Origin of the sequence: Lysobacter sp. TAB13, assembly GCF_052113885.1 — a bacterium.
GTDB classification, from domain to species: domain Bacteria; phylum Pseudomonadota; class Gammaproteobacteria; order Xanthomonadales; family Xanthomonadaceae; genus Lysobacter; species Lysobacter gummosus.
Window position 1 is genome coordinate 1 of the sequence record NZ_JBFRDR010000271.1, and the last position, 413, is coordinate 413.

The following is a 413-nucleotide window of genomic DNA, read 5'->3' on the forward strand; positions in this document are numbered from 1 at the left end:
GATCGCGGCCATCCATGCACAGGAGCCCGAGCGGATCGCGCGCAATGCCTCCGCGATCAAGGCTGCACTCCAGCAGAGTGAGACCGCGGCCAGGGCAGAAGCCCAATACGAACCTGGCCTCGACCCGATCGCCAGCGAGATCGCCCAATCCTTCGATCCGCATCATGGTGGGCTGCGCGGCGCACCGAAATTCCCCAACCCTGGCCTGACCGAGCTGCTTTGGCGTCACGGCAGCCGCACTGGGAATGCGACCACGCTCCTGCCGGCGACCCGCACCCTGGAACGCATGGCGCGTGGCGGCATTCACGATCACCTCGGCGGCGGCTTTGCCCGATACTCGGTCGACGAGCGCTGGCTCGTGCCGCATTTCGAGAAGATGCTTTATGACAATGCCCAGCTTCTCGGACTCTATG

General features: G+C 64.9%; 1 protein-coding gene. It reads left to right on the top strand.

Annotated features, from left to right (window positions below; translation table 11 throughout):
- Positions 1-413, top strand: a 413-nt coding sequence (locus AB4Y92_RS26130; protein WP_441822268.1) for a hypothetical protein, incomplete at both ends; no start/stop codon positions are given.